This window comes from Candidatus Poriferisodalis sp. (assembly GCF_965208555.1).
Lineage (GTDB): Bacteria > Actinomycetota > Acidimicrobiia > Acidimicrobiales > Poriferisodalaceae > Poriferisodalis.
The window spans coordinates 1,438,363-1,453,482 of record NZ_OZ242342.1 but is presented as its reverse complement, the minus strand read 5'-3'; the positions used below and the strand labels follow the sequence as shown (position 1 = coordinate 1,453,482).

The following is a 15,120-nucleotide window of genomic DNA, read 5'->3' as shown; positions in this document are numbered from 1 at the left end:
CGTATGCGGCGCACCATCTTTGACGAAGAGCACGAGATGTTCCGCGAGACGGCCAAAGCCTTCGTGGAACGCGAGATCGTCCCCCACCACGAGAAGTGGGAGGCCGACGGCAAGATCGACAAGGCCATGTTCCGCAAGGCGGGAGACGTGGGCCTGCTGGCAACCGCCGTCGACGAGCGGTACGGCGGCGGCGGGGTTGTCGACTTTCGCTACAACGCCATCCTCAACGAGGAGGTCCACGCTTCTGGCGCGGCCAGCTCGGGGCAGTGCATGACGCTGCACAACGACATCTGCCTGCCGTACTTCATCAACCTCTGCAGCGACGAGCAGGCGGAGCGCTGGATGGGTGGCCTCGCCAGCGGCGAGCTGATGAGCGCCATCGCCATGACCGAGCCGGGAACCGGCTCGGATCTGGCCTCCATCACCACCACGGCGATGCGCTCGGGCGACGGCTACGTCGTGAACGGCGCGAAGACCTTCATCACCAACGGCATCAACTCCGACCTCGTCATCGTGGCGGCCAAGACCGATCCCACCGAGAAGCACCGAGGCATGTCGCTGATCGTGCTCGAGGAGGGCATGGAGGGCTTCGAGCGAGGCCGCAACCTCGACAAGCTGGGCCTGAAGTCCCAGGACACCGCCGAGCTGTTCTTCGACGACGTCTTCGTGCCCGAAGAGAACCTGCTCGGCGGCGAGGGCAACGGCTTCATGCACCTGGTGCGGAACCTGCCCCAGGAGCGCCTGTCGATTGCGGTGGGCGGCGTGGCGCACGCACAGGCGGCGTTCGACTGGACGGTGGACTACGTGACCGAGCGCACGGCCTTCGGCCAGACCATCGCCTCGTTCCAGAACACCCGCTTCGAGCTGGCCGAGATGAAGACCGAGCTGGACATCGCCTGGGTGTTCGTGGACCGCCAGATCGAGGCGCTCAACGCCGGCGAGCTGACCGCCACCGACGCCGCCGAGGCCAAGTGGTGGGTCACCGAGATGCAGCTACGGTTGATCACCCGCTGCCTGCAGCTGTTCGGTGGCTACGGCTACATGAGCGAGTTCCCGATCTCGAAGGCGTACGCGGACGCCCGGATCCAGACGATCTATGGCGGCACCACCGAGATCATGAAGGAGATCATCGGCCGCGAAGTCGCCGGAACCCGGTAGGCAGGGCGGATGCGGACCATTGACTCAGTAGCAATCATCGGCGCGGGCACGATGGGTGCCGGCATTGCCGCGGCATCGGCGGCGGCAGGGTGCCGGGTGCTGGTGCTCGACAGCGACCCCGCCGCGGCACAGCGTGCGCTGGACGGCGTCGACGAAGACTTTCGAGGGCTCGTCGACATTGGCACCGTCGATGACCGTCTGGGCGACATCGCCGGCTACGACTGGGTGTGCGAGGCGGTCATCGAGGACCTCGCGACCAAGCGCGAGCTGTTCGAGCGTCTCGAAGCCGCCCGCAGCGACGGCTCGGTCATCTCGTCGAACACCTCGGGCATCCCCTTGCGGCAGATCTCCGAAGGCATGAGCGAACGGTTCCGCCGTGACGTGGCCATCACCCACTTCTTCAACCCGGTACGGGTGATGAAGCTGTTCGAGCTCGTCCCGGGCGAAGACACCGACCCCGAAGTGATCGACGCATTCGCACGCTTCGGGGCTGAGCGGCTCGGCAAGGGCGTGGTGCACGCCAAGGACACGGTCAACTTCATCGGCAACCGCATCGGCTGTTTCTTCATGCTGAGGGGCCTGCACGTGGCGAAGCCGTTCCTGGCCGACGGCATGACCACCGAGACCGTCGACGCTGTGCTGGGCGCGCCGATCGGCCTGCCGCCGACGGGCTTGTACGGGCTCATCGACCTCATCGGCCTCGACGTGATGGAGCTGGTGGGCGCCAACCTGGCCCAGAACCTGCCGCCCGGCGACCGCGGGCTCGACTTCACTGCTTTTCCTGAGGCGGAACAAGCGATGGCCGACCGGGGCCAGCTCGGGCGAAAGACCGGCGGCGGATTCAGCCGGCGACTGAAGCTGGACGACGGGTCACGCAAGGCCGAGACCTTCGATCTCGTCACCGGCGAATGGCGCGACGCCGTCGCACCCGATCTCGACGGCGTGCCCGCCGGCCTCGGTGAGGTGCTGTTTGCCGACTCGGTCCAGGGCGAACTCGCCCGCCACGTCTTCGGCGGCACGCTGACCTATGCGGCCGATCTGGTGCCTGAGATCGCCGACGACATCGCCAATGTCGACAACGCCATCCGCTGGGGCTTCAACTGGGTGCACGGCCCCTTCGAGATGTTCGACCATCTCGGCCCCGAACTGGTGATCGAGTTCCTGCGCAGCGTCGATGAGCCGCTGCCGGCCATGCTTGCGGTGCTCGAGGCGTCGGGTCAGTCGACCTTCTACAGCGAAGCCGCCGACGGCACCCGCACCCAGCTCATGCCCGACGGCACCATCGCACCCGTCGGCCGCTGACCCTCCGCTCAGAGCGTGGGGCGGACGATGGCGTCGGTCATCTGGATCGCTTGAGTCATCTCCGCGGCGTCGTGCACTCGCACTATGTCTATGCCCGCGTAGATGGCAGCGGTGATGGTGGCGGCGGTGCCGAAGAGGCGGTCGTCGATCTCGGCGTTGGTGACCGCGCCGATGGTGGACTTGCGCGAGGTGCCGATGAGCAAGGGCAGCTCCAGCGACCACAGTTCCGGCAGGCGGCGCATCATCTCGAGGTTCTGCGAGACGCCGAAGCCGAAGCCGAACCCGGGATCGACCACGATGCGGTCCGTGTTCACGCCGGCCTCGGCGCAAATCTGAAGGCTCGCTTCCAGCCCGGCCGTTACATCGGCCACCAGGTCCGTGTGCGGTCGTCCCCGCTGGTTGTGCATGAGGACGGCAGCAGCGCTGCGTTCGGCCACCAGCGGTGCCATTTCGGGATCGAGGCGGAAACCGGTGATGTCGTTCACGACCGTCGCTCCGGCATCGAGAGCGGGGGCCGCTACCGCTGCCCAGGTCGTGTCGACCGAGATCGGAAGCTCAGCCCCGATGCGGTCCAGCTCGGCTCGCACGGCGCCAATGACCCGCACGGCGCGGTGCTGTTCCACTTCCAGCGGTGTGGGCTCGGCACCGGGCCGGCTGGATGCGCCGCCGATGTCGATGATGTCGACCGCACCTTCGACGAGCTCGTGTGTCAGTGCGAGTGCCTCGTCGAGGCGGTCGGCTACGCCGTCGCCTGAGAAGGAGTCGTCAGTGGCGTTGATGATGCCCATCACGAACGTGCGGGTGCCCCATTCCCACAAGGGGCCCCGACCCGGGTTCCACTGCTCATGGCGGTAGCAGCGCCGGATCGGCCAGCCCGGCTGCATCTGGGGCCCGCCCACCGTCAGCTGGCGCTTGCCGCGCGTGCGCCCGGAGAGATCGGGGGCAGTGTCCCCAGCAGGTTGGAGGCCGCGGCCCGCAGACCCACGACCGCCGGCGACGCGTCCAGCGGGGCGAGGTCCTCGAGGGCTTGGGTCACGTAAGACTGCGCTGTCTCGACTGAGGTGGCGATCTCGGGGCCGTCCACGATCATTGCCCGGGCGCGATCGCGGCGCTCGTCGTCGAGCGGTTCGCCCAGGAGATCCCGCAGGGTCTCGCTGGTTGCCTGCCCGTCGGCCAGCATCCGGATGACGGGCAGCGTGTACACGCCCTCGCGCAGGTCGTTGCCCGACGGCTTGCCGAGCTCCTCGTCGGTGGCCACCAGGTCCAGCACGTCATCGACGATCTGGAAGGCCATGCCGTACGCGAGCCCGAAGCGGGTCAAGCGGTCCAAGGTCTCGCCGTCGACGCCGCCCACCAGCCCGCCGATGCGGCACGACGTCGCGTACAGCTCGGCGGTCTTGCCCTGGATGGCCAGGAAGTACTGGTCCTCGGTGCGGCCGCGGTCGTAGATGAGCTGCAGCTCGCGCACCTGCCCCTCGCACAGGCGCCCGATGGTGGCGGCCAGCAGCGCTGCCACCTCGGTTCCCAGCGACGCCGCCAGCTCCGAGGCCTTGGCCAGCAGGAAGTCACCGGCCAAGATCGCCTTCAGGTTGCCCCAGCGGTGATTCACCGCCTCGATGCCGCGCCTGGTCTCTGCGTCGTCCATGACGTCGTCGTGGTACAGCGAGCCCAGGTGCACCAGCTCCACCGCAACGCCGCCGCGCACCATCTCGTCGGTGACCGCCTCGGGCGCTGCGCCGTCGCGATCCAGCGCCAGCGCCGACGCGATGACGAACGCAGGCCGCAGCCGCTTGCCGCCGGCCGGGATCAGGTGCGAGGTCACCTCGGTGAGGAACTCGTCGCCGGTGACCGCCGCAGCCCGCAGCGCCGACTCGACACGCGCCAAGTCGTCGTTGGCACTCGACCGGGCCTGCAACGGGGAAAGGGGCGCCACGGCGCAACCGTAAACGACAGCAGCGCCGTTGCGGCACTCGAACCGCGCTCGAAACGCGCGGCGTTCACCGCCGGGCCGGCGGCTCGGTGGCCCGGTCGAAAGCAAGAGAGCGATCTGGCAGGGCATCGTTACACTGCGCTCAAGCGACCTTCTGCACCGCGTGCAGGACCGTGTGCAAGGCTCAGACCAGGAGGCCCAGTGTTCGAACGCTTCACCGATCGGGCTCGCCGAGTGGTGGTGTTGGCGCAAGAGGAAGCGCGCCTGCTGAATCACAACTACATCGGCACCGAGCACATTCTGCTGGGGCTGATCCACGAGGGCGAGGGCGTCGCCGCCCAGGCGCTGGAGTCGCTCGGCATCTCGCTGGAGGCCGTGCGCAGCCAGGTCGAAGAGATCATCGGGCAGGGAAGCTCGTCGCCCAGCGGCCACATCCCCTTTACGCCGCGCGCGAAGAAGGTGCTCGAGCTGTCGCTGCGCGAGGCGCTGCAGCTCGGCCACAACTACATCGGCACCGAGCACGTCCTGCTCGGCCTGATCCGTGAGGGCGAGGGCGTGGCCGCCCAAGTGCTGGTCAAGCTCGGCGCCGACCTGTCGAAGGTCCGCCAGGAAGTCATCCAGCAGCTCTCCGGCTACAGCGGCTCGGGCAGCGGCCGCGAGACGGTCGGCGCTTCGGCCGGCCAAGGCAGCGAGCAGGGCGGCCAGAGCGGCTCGCTGGTGCTCGACCAGTTCGGGCGCAACCTGACCTCCGACGCCCGGGCCAAGAAGCTCGACCCGGTCATCGGCCGGCTGCGCGAGACCGAGCGCGTCATGCAGGTGCTGTCGCGCCGCACCAAGAACAACCCGGTGCTCGTCGGCGAGCCCGGCGTGGGCAAGACGGCCATCGTGGAAGGCCTCGCCCAGAAGATCGTCAACAACGACGTCCCCGAGCTGCTGCGCGACAAGCAGCTCTACACGCTCGACCTCGGCGCGCTGGTGGCCGGCTCCCGCTACCGGGGCGACTTCGAGGAGCGCCTCAAGAAGGTGCTGAAGGAGATCCGCACCCGCGGCGACATCATCCTGTTCATCGACGAGCTGCACACCCTCGTCGGCGCCGGTGCTGCAGAGGGCGCCATCGACGCTGCGTCGATACTCAAGCCGATGCTGGCGCGCGGCGAGCTGCAGACCATCGGTGCCACCACGCTCGAGGAATACCGCAAGTACCTCGAGAAGGACGCAGCGCTGGAGCGCCGCTTCCAGCCGATAACGGTGGACGAGCCGACGCTCAGCCACACCATCGAGATCGTCAAGGGGCTGCGCGACCGCTACGAGCAGCACCACCGGGTCACCATCACCGACCAGGCGCTCGTGGCCGCAGCCAATCTGGCCGATCGCTACATCGCCGACCGGCACCTGCCCGACAAGGCCATCGACCTCATCGACGAGGCCGGCTCTCGCCTGCGCATCAAGCGCATGTCGACACCGCCCGACTTCAAGGAGATCGAGAAGAAGCTGGCCGATGTCACCGAGCGCAAGAAGCAGGCGGTCGAGTCGCAGGATTTCGAGACGGCCGGCGCGCTGCGCGACGAGGAGAAAGACCTGCTCGAGCAGCGCACCGAAGTCATGGCCCAGGCACGGGCCGAAGGGCACGACCTGTTCGACGAAGTCGACGAAGAGGCCATCGCCGAGGTGCTGTCCATCTGGACCGGCATCCCCGTCTACAAGCTGACCGAGGAGGAGACCCAGAAGCTCCTCAAGATGGAAGATGCCCTGCACAAGCGGGTCATCGGCCAGGACGACGCCATCAAGGCGGTCAGCCAGGCCATCCGCCGCACCCGCGCCGGCCTGAAGGACCCCAAGCGACCGGGCGGCTCGTTCATCTTCCTGGGCCCGTCGGGCGTCGGCAAGACCGAGCTGGCCAAGACGCTGGCGGAGTTCCTGTTCGGCGACGAGGACTCGCTGATCAGCCTCGACATGTCCGAGTACATGGACAAGTTCACCGTGAGCCGGCTCGTCGGCGCCCCTCCGGGGTACGTCGGCTACGACGAGGGCGGCCAGCTCACCGAAGCGGTGCGCCGCAAGCCGTTCTCAGTGGTGCTGTTCGACGAGATCGAGAAGGCCCATCCCGACGTGTTCAACACGCTGCTGCAGATCCTGGAGGAGGGCCGGCTCACCGACGCGCAGGGCCGCTCGGTGGACTTCCGCAACGCCGTGCTCATCATGACCTCCAACCTGGGTACTGCCGATTTGCGCAAGGCGCGGGTGGGCTTCGCCACTGCTGACGAGAGCGCCAGCTACGAGCGCATGAAGGAGAAGGTCAACGACGCGCTGAAGGCGCAGTTCCGGCCCGAGTTCCTGAACCGCATCGACGACACCATCGTCTTCCACGAGCTGAGCGTCGAAGAGGTGGTGCTGATCGTCGACCTCATGATCTCGCGCACCAGCGACCAGTTGCGGGCCCAAGGCCTGGGCCTCGAGCTGACCGACGCCGCCAAGGAATGGCTGGCCCGCACGGGCTACGACCCGCAGCTCGGCGCACGCCCGCTGCGGCGCGCCATCCAGCACCACGTGGAGGACGCCCTCAGCGAGCGGATCCTGTACAAGGAGTTCCACGCCGGCGAGATCATCGTGGTGGACGTCGAGGACGACGAGATCGTGTTCCGTGCCATCGAGGGCTTCGACCCCGGGCCGATCGAGCTCGAAGAGGCCGCCGCCGCCGAGTAGGCATGCCCCGGCGGATGCCTACTCGCGGTTCGCCGGAGCCTGACACCTGCCACAGCCCGCGCCGGTGGGCGCTCGGCGCTGCGCTCGTCCTCCTCGCGGTGCTGGCTGCGAGCTGCCGGGTCGACATCGTCGTCGATGTCGATGTCGCCCACGACGGCACCGGCAAGGTCACCGTCGAGATCGTCTTCGACGAGGAGGTGATGCGGTGGGTGCCGGACCTGGGCGAGCTCATCGTGACCGACGACCTGGTCGGCTGGGACATCCGGCAGTTCGCTGAGCAGACGGCGGCAGGCGAGCGGCACCGCGCAGTGGCAGTCAAGCGCTTCTCGTCCCCGGCGGAGCTGGCGGAGGTGCTCGCAGAGATCGACCGACCGGCGGACGGCTCAGCCGGACTGTTCCGGTCGGCGACGTTCGTGGGGTCGCGCGACGGGGCACGAGTGCTCTACGACCTGACGGTGACCGTCGGGTTGGACCGGCCGGTCGCGGGGCTGGTGAATCCGGCGACCGCCGACGCGCTGGAAGGCGAACTGTTCGGGCTGCCGATCTCCGAGATCGAAGAGCGGGCGGGAGTACCGCTCGACCAGTTGGTGACGCTGGTAGTCCGGGCGACGGTGCCACAGGGAAGCGGGACCTTGCCAGGCAATGGCGTGATGACCTTGAACGAGGGGGGCGTTCGGGAGCTGCGCGTTTCGGGCGAGCTGCTGGATGCCGAGATTGCTGCTGCCGATGCTGAGGCCGAGCGGTTGGATGCTCGGGCTTCTCGGGGGGCGCGGATTGCTGTGATCTGGTGGATTGTTCTGGGGCTCATCGTTGTCTTTGTGACTGTTGTTGCGCTTCGTGGGCGTCGTCGGCGCCGTGCGTTGACCTTCCGCTAGCCCTCGCGCCCTCCACAGCCCTCGTATTCCTGTGTCATCTGGGGGCAGACTGGGCTGGTGGGACGGGCCTGGGCTCTTGTTTTGGCTGCTGGCGCGGGGACTCGGTTTGGGGCGGGGGCTGACGGCGCTACGAAGGTGACGGTGCCCGTAGCTGGGCGGCCGATGGTCGCTTGGAGCGTCGAGGCGGCTGGGGCGGCTTGTGATGGGGTGACGTTGGTGGTGCCTGTGCAGCTGGCGGACGAGCTGGTCGACAGCGCTCATGGTGTCGATGTCGTCGTGGCGGGTGGGGGGACTCGGTCGGGGTCGGTTCGGGCTGGGTTGGCGACGGTTCCTGCTGACGTCGATGTGGTTGTGTGTCATGACGCTGCTCGGCCGGGGGCGTCGGTGGGGCTGTTCGATGCCGTGATTGCTGCGGTTCGTGACGGGGCCGATGCTGCGGTGCCGGCGATAGCGGTGAGCGACACGCTCAAGCGAGTGCCGGAGTGGGGCGAAGCGGGCGGTGTCGTCGCTGGGACCGTCGACCGCTCGGGGCTCTTCGCCGCTCAGACCCCGCAGGCATTCAGCCGGGAGGCGTTGGTGGCGGTCCATGCCGGCGAGTCCGAGGCAACCGACGACGCGGCGCTGGTCGAGGCGGTGGGCGGCACCGTGGTGGCGGTCCCGGGAGAGGCTGCGGCGCACAAGGTCACTGAGCCCGACGATCTGGTAATCGTGGAGGCGCTGCTGCGTGGTCGCACTGGCGGTGGCGGGCTCTAGCGTCAACTGGCGTGAGTGCTGCTGACGGCGGGGCTGGGCCGGCGATGCGGGTGGGGCATGGGTATGACGCCCATCCGTTTGCTGATGGTGCTGAAGGTGGGGGGCGGACGCTGGTGCTGGGCGGGGTCCGGTTTCCCGGTGAGCGGCCGCTGGCGGGGCACAGCGATGCTGATGTCGTTGCGCATGCGGTGATCGATGCGATGTTGAGCGCTGCCGGGCTCGGCGATATCGGCACGCACTTTCCCGACAGCGATGAGCGCTGGCGGGGCGCTGACAGCATCGAGATGCTGCTGCAGGTCTCGGCGCTGCTTGCTGAGGGCGGCTGGCAGTTGGCGAATGCCGATTGCACGGTTGTCTGCGATCGGCCGATGATCGCCCCTCATCGCGATGAGATGCAGGAGCGGCTCAGCGGCGCAGCCGGCGGGCCGGTCACGGTGTGCGGCAAACGCACCGAGGGGCTCGGCGGCAGCGACGGCATCGTGGCCCATGCCGTGGCCCTCCTGCTCGCCGGGGGCGAGCAGCCATCAGCACGTCTCGCCGGACGCCGGCAATGAGCGCGGAACGAGGCAGGCGACAGAGCCCCCCTCCTCGCAGCGGGCGGGGTGCTGCGCTTCCGCGCCGCCAGCGAAGCACCCGGGCCTCAGGCCGCGGGGGTGAGGGACAGCAGCGGCGAACCGGCTCCGGCAGCCGTCCTGGCGCCGGGCGGGGTGCCGCGAACCAGTCGCAGTCTGAGCGGCAGCAGTCAAGGCCGCGAGGTCTCGGCGGCGACCACGTCGAAGGCCGGCAGGCCGTGCGGGAGCTGCTGCGGGCCGGCAAGCGCAAGGTGCACGAGGTGCTGATCTCGGAGGACGCGCACTCGGCTGCCACGCTGGCCGAGATCGTCGACCTGGCCGGCGACCGGCGGGTGCCGGTGCGTGAGGTCACGCGCCGCAAGCTGGACGAGGCAGCGCTCACCGCCGCGCCGCAGGGTGTGATGGCCAAGGCCGCTGCCGTCCAACCTGTGCCCTTGGAGGAACTGGCACGGCCGATGGGGAACACGCTGCCGCTCGTCGTGGCCACCGACGGCGTCACCGACCCGGGCAATCTCGGTGCCATCTTGCGTACGGCCGAAGTTGCGGGCGCCACCGGGGTGGTGCTCACCAGCCATCGTTCTGCCAACCTCACGCCGGCGGCGGTGAAGGCCGCTGCTGGCGCCATCGAGTACCTGCCGATTGCCCTGGTCGGCGGCCTGCCCGCTGCGCTCGCCAAGCTTCGCGATGCCGGTCTGTGGGCCATCGGCTTGGACGGCCACGCGTCCGGCGGGCTGGAGTCGCTGCGGGTCGCCGATGAGCCGCTGGTGCTGGTGCTCGGCGCTGAAGGCCGGGGACTCTCGGCGCTGGTGGAGCGCCGGTGCGACCAGGTGGTGTCGATCCCGGTCATGGGTCGCATCGAATCCCTCAACGTTGCAGCTGCCGCAGCGGTTGCCCTGTTCGATATCGCGCGCGCCCGAGCCGGCAATCCCGCCTGACTCAGCCGTCTTCGCCCTTACGCTGGAGTCGGTGCCCGAGTAGCTCAACGGCCAGAGCACCGCTCTTGTAAAGCGGGGGTTGTGGGTTCGATTCCCACCTCGGGCTCAGCCGTGCTGGTTTCGGCCCGCGTCGCCTGACCGGGCGGGCTCGCTCAGAGCGTGATCACCAGGTTGCCGAAGTGCTCCTTGCGCACGAAGGCCTCTTGGGCCTCGCGAATGCGCTCCAGCGGGAACGTGCCGCCGAGCACCGGGCGGATCTCGCCGCGCTCGATGTAGCCGACCAGATCGGCGAACAGCCCGGGCCCGTAGATCGTGGCGCCGTGCAGCTCCAGGTCGTTGAGATAGATCGTCCGCAGATCCAGCTCGACCATGGGTCCGGCGATGGCGCCCGAGGTGACATAGCGCCCGCGGCCTGCGAGCGCATCAAGCCACAGCCCCACGGCATCGCCGCCTACGACGTCGGCCACGGCGTCGAACGGCCCGTCATTGGCCTCGACCGCCGCGGCAACATCGTGCTCAGGTTCCTGTCGTGGCACCACCACGTCGGCGCCGAGTTCCAGCACTTGCGCCACCTTGGAGGCGCCTGCGACGGCCACCACCCGCGCGCCTCGCCGCGTGGCAAGCTGCACCAGCGCCGAGCCAACGCCGCCGCTCGCTCCGGGAACAGCGATGCTCTCGCCGCCGGCGAGGCCGATGCGCTGGAGCATGTGCTCTGCCGTCGACGAGGCGCAGGCGAACGTCGCCAGCTCGGCATCAGACAGCGCAGTCTCGACCGGGTACACGTTCACCGCAGGCACCGCGGCGAACTCGGCAAAGCCTCCGTCTGCCTCGCTGCCGAGATAGCGGGCCTTGCTCCGGTCGGTCGGGTCGGCAGGGTCGGTCAGCCATGGCTCCACCATGACCCGCCGTCCCACCAGGCTCGCATCGGCACGGTCCCCGACGGCCACCACCTGCCCCACCACATCGGCGCCTTGGATGCGGGGAAACGCAACGCCCTTGCCGCCCCAGGTGGAATCCGCGGCGTCGGCATCGGCGTATCCCGCTCCCGATGTCGCCTCGGTCACCGACTTGCTGTACCAGGCCACCCGCGTGTTGATGTCGGTGTTGTTGATGCCGCACGCCGCCACCTTGATGAGCGCGTCGTCGGGCCCGGGCACCGGCACCGGCACGTCGTCGCGCACCTGGATCATTTCGGGCCCGCCGTGACCCACCAGCAGCGCCGCACGCATCGTCGCCGGGGCGTTCATTGACGCAGCCTCGCCGACGAGGGGTCGTAGATCGGTTCGCTGAGCACCCGAGCTGGACGGTGTTCGCCGAGGACACGCACCGTCAAGGGAGTGCCCGGCTCGGCGTCGGCCGGGTTCAGGTAGGCGAACGCCAGGCCCTGGCCCACCCAGAAGCCGTATGCGCCCGTCGTCACCAGCCCGACCGGGCGGCCGTCCCGGTACACCGCATCGCTGCCGCCGACCTCGGCCACGTCGGTGTCGACGGCCAGGTACGCCAGCTTCCAGCGCCACGGCCGCTCGCCGCTGGCGGCCGCTGCACGGCGGGCCAGCAGCGCGTCGCGCCCGATGAAGTCGCCCTTGTCGGGCTTCACGAAGCGTCCCAGGCCGGCCTCGTCGGGGGTGACGTCGTGGGTCAGGTCGCGGCTGATCATGTACCGCTTTTCCATCCGCAGACCCTCGGTGGCGTGGTTCCCGACATTCGCCATGCCGTGCGGCTCGCCGGCATCTCTCAGCGCTCCATACAGATCAGCGATGCGATCGAGCGGCACGTGCAGCTCCCAGCCCAGCTCGCCCGTGAATCCCACCCGCAGCGCTCGCACGCCTCCGATGCCGGCCACGGTGATCTCCCGGCATGACAGCCAACCGAACGCGTCGTTGCCCAGGTCGGCATCGGTGCAGGCGTCCAGCACATCCCGCGAGCGGGGACCCGCCAGCGTCAGCACGCCGAAGTCGCTCGAGCGGGTGACCAGCCGGGCGTCGGCGCCCGCCGGCCAATGCGTCTCGAAGAACTCTCGCTCCTTCAGCTCGAACACCGCGGCCGACACCAGGTAGAAGTGCTCGGGCCCGAGCCGGGAGACCGTCAGCTCGCCCTCGATCCGCCCGGTCGGCGTCAGCGTGTACGTCAGCGAGATGCGGCCGTTCTTCGGCAGCCGGTTCGTGGTCAGCCGGTCCAGCACCGCCGCGGCATCCGGCCCGACGAGGTCGAACTTGGCGAACGCCGACGAGTCGATGATCCCGACCCGTTCGCGCACCGCAGCGGCCTCGGCCGCGGCCACCTCGAACCAATCGGTGCGGCGGAACGAGACCACGTCGCACTGCGGCAGCCCCGCTGCCGTCGGAAACCACTTGGGCCGCTCCCAGCCGTACACCTGGGTGAAGACCGCGCCCGCGTCCGAAAGCGGCGCCAGGGCCGGCGACGCCCGGTAGGGCCGGGCCTCGGGCCGTTCGAGGCCGGGCAGCGGTGTCTGGTGGCGGAACTCGTAGTCCTCGGCGCCCTTGATGCGCCCGTAGGTGGACACATCGCCCGGCTCGATATACCCGAAGCGCCGGGCGTCGTAGGCCCGCAGGCTCAGGTCGGTCTCGCCGTGCACCATCCAGCGGGCCAGCTCCCGACCCAGGCCGGGACCGTCGGCCAGGCCCACCTGCACGCCGGCGAACTGCCAGAAGTTCGGCACTCCTGACGGGCCGATGAGCGGGTCGCCGTCGGGTGTGTGCGCAATCGCCCCGCGGATGACACTGCGGATGCCGACCTCGGCCAGGATCGGCACCCGCTCGAACGCTCGCTCCAGCCACAACCCGACCCGGTCGTAGTCGGCATCGAACAGCGGGTTCTCCAAGTCCCAGCCGGGCCCGTCGGCCCAAACAGCCTCGGCGTTGCGCTGCTCGTAGATGCCGATGAGCCCGGCGTCCTGCTCCTGGCGGATGTAGCCCGAGACGTAGTCGTCGCGCACCACCGGCAGCTCGCGCTCGAGTTCGGCGAACTCCGGCACCGGAGTGGTGACGAAGTACGAGTGCAGCGCGTTGGCCATCGGCACCGCCAGACCCACCATCTGCGCCACCTGGTGGGCGTAGCAGCCGGCGGCATTCACGACGTGTTCGGCGTGCACCGTGCCGGCTTCGGTGACGACGTCGAAGGTGCCGTCGGCCCGCCGACCGATCTCGACGACGCGGTTGCGGCGGCTCACTTGCGCGCCCCGCTGCCGAGCCACAGCCACCAGCGCATTGGTGGCGCCCGTGGGATCGACGTGGCCGTCGTTGGGCGTCCACACAGCGCCCTGCACCTCAGAGGTGTCGAAGAAGGCGTGCAGCTCGGCGATGAAATCGGGGCCGACCCAATCCATCTCGTTGCCGACGTAGGCGGCCAAGCCGAGCTGTGCCCGCAGCCAATCCACTTCCTCGTCGTGGTAAGCGATCCGGAAGCTGCCGCTGCGGTGCCAGGTGGTCGAAATGCCCGACTCTGCCGGGAGGCTGTCGTACAGCTCGCAGGCGTAGCGGCGCATGGCCGCCAGCGTGTAGCCGGAGACCGAGTGAGTGACCTGACCGGCGGCGTGCCAGGTGGAGCCAGAGGTCAGCTCACCCTTCTCGATGAGCAGCGTGTCGCCCCAGCCCTCGTGGGCCAGGTGGTACAGCAGGCTGGCACCGCAGATGCCGCCGCCGATGACCGCGACTCGCGTCGAATCGGGCAGGCTCATGCACCCTCACATTGGTCACGATGCGGTCCCGGCGTGCGGCAGAATACCGCCCAGTGGCGGCTGACCATACACAGGTGCCCGGAGCGGTTCACGCGGCGTTGCGGCATCCGGAGTACTACGTGCCGGGCCTCGCCGCCGACGAGGTGGCACAGCGCTACGGGCTGCGCCTCGAAGACATCACCAAGCTCGGCTCAGCCGAGAATCCCTACGGTCCGTCCCCGGCCGCGCAGGCTGCTGTGGCGGATGCGATCGGAAGGATGCAGATCTACCCGTCGTGGACCGCCGAGCCGCTCAGGGAGCGGTTGGCCGAGACCTACGGCTACGAGCCGGGCAACTACCTCTGCGGCGCCGGCGAGACCGAGATCATCTCGGTGCTCATCCGCGCCTACGCAGCCCAGGGCGAGCCCATCCTGATGCCGGCGCCGTGCTTCCCGATGTACCACCTGTTCGCCGAGGCCGAGGGACGGGTTGCCGACCTGCGTTACGAGGCAACCGATCCCCAGACGATGGCGGTGGATATCGACGCCTACATCGCAGCGATCCGTCCCGAGCACAAGATCGTCTTCGTCACCAACCCGCACTCGCCGTCAGGTACGTGGACAGCGGAAGGCGACCTGCGGCGCGTGATCGAGGCTGCCTCGCACTGCCTCGTGGTGCTCGACGAGGCCTACGTGCACTACTCGGGCGACCCCGGCGGCATCGGGCTGGTGGCCGAGCATCCGAACCTCATCGTGCTGCGCACGTTCTCGAAGGTGTACGGCCTCGCAGGGCTCCGGCTGGGGTTCGGCGTGGCTCAGTCCGGAATCATCGACGCGCTGCTGGCTGCGAAGCCCACGTGGAATGTCGGTCAGCTGCAGATCGCCGGGGGCGTAGCGGCACTGGGCGACCACGAGTTCGTGCAGCGCACGGTCGAGGTCATCTGCGACGCCCGTGCCTACGCCCAGGATCTGTTCGACTCCAAGCTCGACCGGTTCCGCTGCGTGGAGGGCTCGCGGTCGAACTTCTTCCTCATCGAGCTGCTGGATCAACAGCTGGACTCGTCGGGCGTGTGGCAATCGCTGCTCGAACGGGGGGTGATCACCAAGGACGGCGCCGTGTCATTTCGAGGTCTTGGCCAGAGATTCCTGCGAGCCGACGTCGGCTTCCGCGAGCGCATGGACCGGCTGGTCGCCGCTCTCGGAGACATCCCGTGAAG

Annotated in this window: 12 protein-coding genes and 1 tRNA gene; 9 read left to right on the top strand and 4 right to left on the bottom strand. The window is 68.8% G+C overall.

The window, feature by feature from the left end; genetic code table 11:
* The first annotated feature begins 3 nt into the window (after nucleotides 1–3).
* On the top strand, nucleotides 4–1,158 hold the full coding sequence (locus ACOGXE_RS06705; RefSeq protein WP_419933171.1) for an acyl-CoA dehydrogenase family protein: 1,155 nt from the start codon (nucleotides 4–6) through the stop codon (nucleotides 1,156–1,158).
* A gap of 9 nt (nucleotides 1,159–1,167) precedes the next feature.
* Nucleotides 1,168–2,460: a 3-hydroxyacyl-CoA dehydrogenase family protein gene (locus ACOGXE_RS06700; protein WP_419933170.1), complete on the top strand. Its 1,293-nt coding sequence runs from the start codon at nucleotides 1,168–1,170 to the stop codon at nucleotides 2,458–2,460.
* A gap of 8 nt (nucleotides 2,461–2,468) precedes the next feature.
* Here ACOGXE_RS06700 and folP read toward each other — a convergent pair whose 3' ends face one another.
* Nucleotides 2,469–3,344 carry a dihydropteroate synthase gene (gene folP, locus ACOGXE_RS06695; RefSeq protein WP_419933169.1) on the bottom strand — a complete coding sequence of 292 codons (876 nt, stop codon included), beginning with the start codon at nucleotides 3,342–3,344 and terminating at the stop codon, nucleotides 2,469–2,471.
* A 17-nt stretch (nucleotides 3,345–3,361) separates the two neighbouring features.
* Nucleotides 3,362–4,393, bottom strand: a complete 1,032-nt coding sequence (locus tag ACOGXE_RS06690) for a polyprenyl synthetase family protein (RefSeq protein WP_419933168.1) — start codon at nucleotides 4,391–4,393, stop codon at nucleotides 3,362–3,364.
* A gap of 198 nt (nucleotides 4,394–4,591) precedes the next feature.
* On the opposite strand from ACOGXE_RS06690, the gene ACOGXE_RS06685 reads away from it, so the two are divergent.
* From ACOGXE_RS06685 to ACOGXE_RS06660, 6 genes are all read left to right on the top strand, one after another.
* On the top strand, nucleotides 4,592–7,093 hold the full coding sequence (locus ACOGXE_RS06685) for an ATP-dependent Clp protease ATP-binding subunit (RefSeq protein WP_419933167.1): 2,502 nt from the start codon (nucleotides 4,592–4,594) through the stop codon (nucleotides 7,091–7,093).
* Nucleotides 7,094–7,107: 14 nt separating this feature from the next.
* The gene (locus tag ACOGXE_RS06680) at nucleotides 7,108–7,968 is read left to right on the top strand and encodes a hypothetical protein (RefSeq protein WP_419933166.1); all 861 of its coding nucleotides are present in this window, start codon (nucleotides 7,108–7,110) and stop codon (nucleotides 7,966–7,968) included.
* Nucleotides 7,969–8,025: 57 nt separating this feature from the next.
* On the top strand, nucleotides 8,026–8,721 hold the full coding sequence (locus ACOGXE_RS06675) for an IspD/TarI family cytidylyltransferase (protein ID WP_419933165.1): 696 nt from the start codon (nucleotides 8,026–8,028) through the stop codon (nucleotides 8,719–8,721).
* Between the two features lie 11 nt (nucleotides 8,722–8,732).
* On the top strand, nucleotides 8,733–9,275 hold the full coding sequence (gene ispF / locus ACOGXE_RS06670) for a 2-C-methyl-D-erythritol 2,4-cyclodiphosphate synthase (RefSeq protein WP_419933164.1): 543 nt from the start codon (nucleotides 8,733–8,735) through the stop codon (nucleotides 9,273–9,275).
* Nucleotides 9,272–10,228, top strand: a complete 957-nt coding sequence (gene rlmB, locus ACOGXE_RS06665; protein WP_419933163.1) for a 23S rRNA (guanosine(2251)-2'-O)-methyltransferase RlmB — start codon at nucleotides 9,272–9,274, stop codon at nucleotides 10,226–10,228. The genes ispF and rlmB overlap by 4 nt, the downstream gene beginning before the upstream one ends.
* Nucleotides 10,229–10,261: 33 nt before the next feature.
* Nucleotides 10,262–10,334 (top strand) — tRNA-Thr (locus ACOGXE_RS06660).
* 46 nt (nucleotides 10,335–10,380) lie between these two features.
* Here the strand turns inward: ACOGXE_RS06660 and ACOGXE_RS06655 are convergent.
* Both ACOGXE_RS06655 and ACOGXE_RS06650 read right to left on the bottom strand, forming a co-directional pair.
* On the bottom strand, nucleotides 10,381–11,475 hold the full coding sequence (locus ACOGXE_RS06655; protein WP_419933162.1) for an alcohol dehydrogenase family protein: 1,095 nt from the start codon (nucleotides 11,473–11,475) through the stop codon (nucleotides 10,381–10,383).
* Nucleotides 11,472–13,925: an FAD-dependent oxidoreductase gene (locus ACOGXE_RS06650; protein ID WP_419933161.1), complete on the bottom strand. Its 2,454-nt coding sequence runs from the start codon at nucleotides 13,923–13,925 to the stop codon at nucleotides 11,472–11,474. Before ACOGXE_RS06650 ends, ACOGXE_RS06655 begins: the two co-directional genes overlap by 4 nt.
* Nucleotides 13,926–13,978: 53 nt before the next feature.
* Between ACOGXE_RS06650 and ACOGXE_RS06645 the strand changes: the two genes are divergently transcribed.
* Nucleotides 13,979–15,118: a pyridoxal phosphate-dependent aminotransferase gene (locus tag ACOGXE_RS06645; RefSeq protein ID WP_419933160.1), complete on the top strand. Its 1,140-nt coding sequence runs from the start codon at nucleotides 13,979–13,981 to the stop codon at nucleotides 15,116–15,118.
* Nucleotides 15,119–15,120: the final 2 nt, after the last annotated feature.